We start from the raw sequence: 316 nt of genomic DNA, 5'->3' as shown, positions 1-316 counted from the left end.
CGCGCGTCCGCTGGCAATCTTGTCAGGATACGGCACCACAACCGACGCCCATCATGTCACGGCCGGATGGCCCGATGGGCGTGAGGCGGCAAGGGCGATGGAAATCGCACTCGCGATGGCTGGAATCGATAGCGATGCCATCGGCTATGTCAACGCTCATGCAACCTCCACGCCGGTTGGCGATGCTGCTGAACTGGCCGCGTTGGAAAAGGTCTTTGGAGCAGGCAAGAGGAACACGCCCGTTGGATCGACCAAATCAGCGACCGGGCACATGCTCGGGGCCGCAGGCGCGATAGAGGCGGTCTATTCGGTTCTC

Annotated in this window: 1 pseudogene; it reads left to right on the top strand. The window is 62.0% G+C overall.

The window, feature by feature from the left end:
* Positions 1 to 19: 19 nt before the first annotated feature.
* Positions 20 to 316, top strand: a pseudogene (locus HBA93_RS20075) (beta-ketoacyl-ACP synthase II); the annotation flags it as partial.

This window comes from Ochrobactrum sp. SFR4 (assembly GCF_019730395.1).
GTDB lineage: Bacteria > Pseudomonadota > Alphaproteobacteria > Rhizobiales > Rhizobiaceae > Pseudochrobactrum.
The sequence above is the reverse complement of the archived record's forward strand: the minus strand, read 5'-3'. Positions and strand labels throughout refer to the sequence as shown.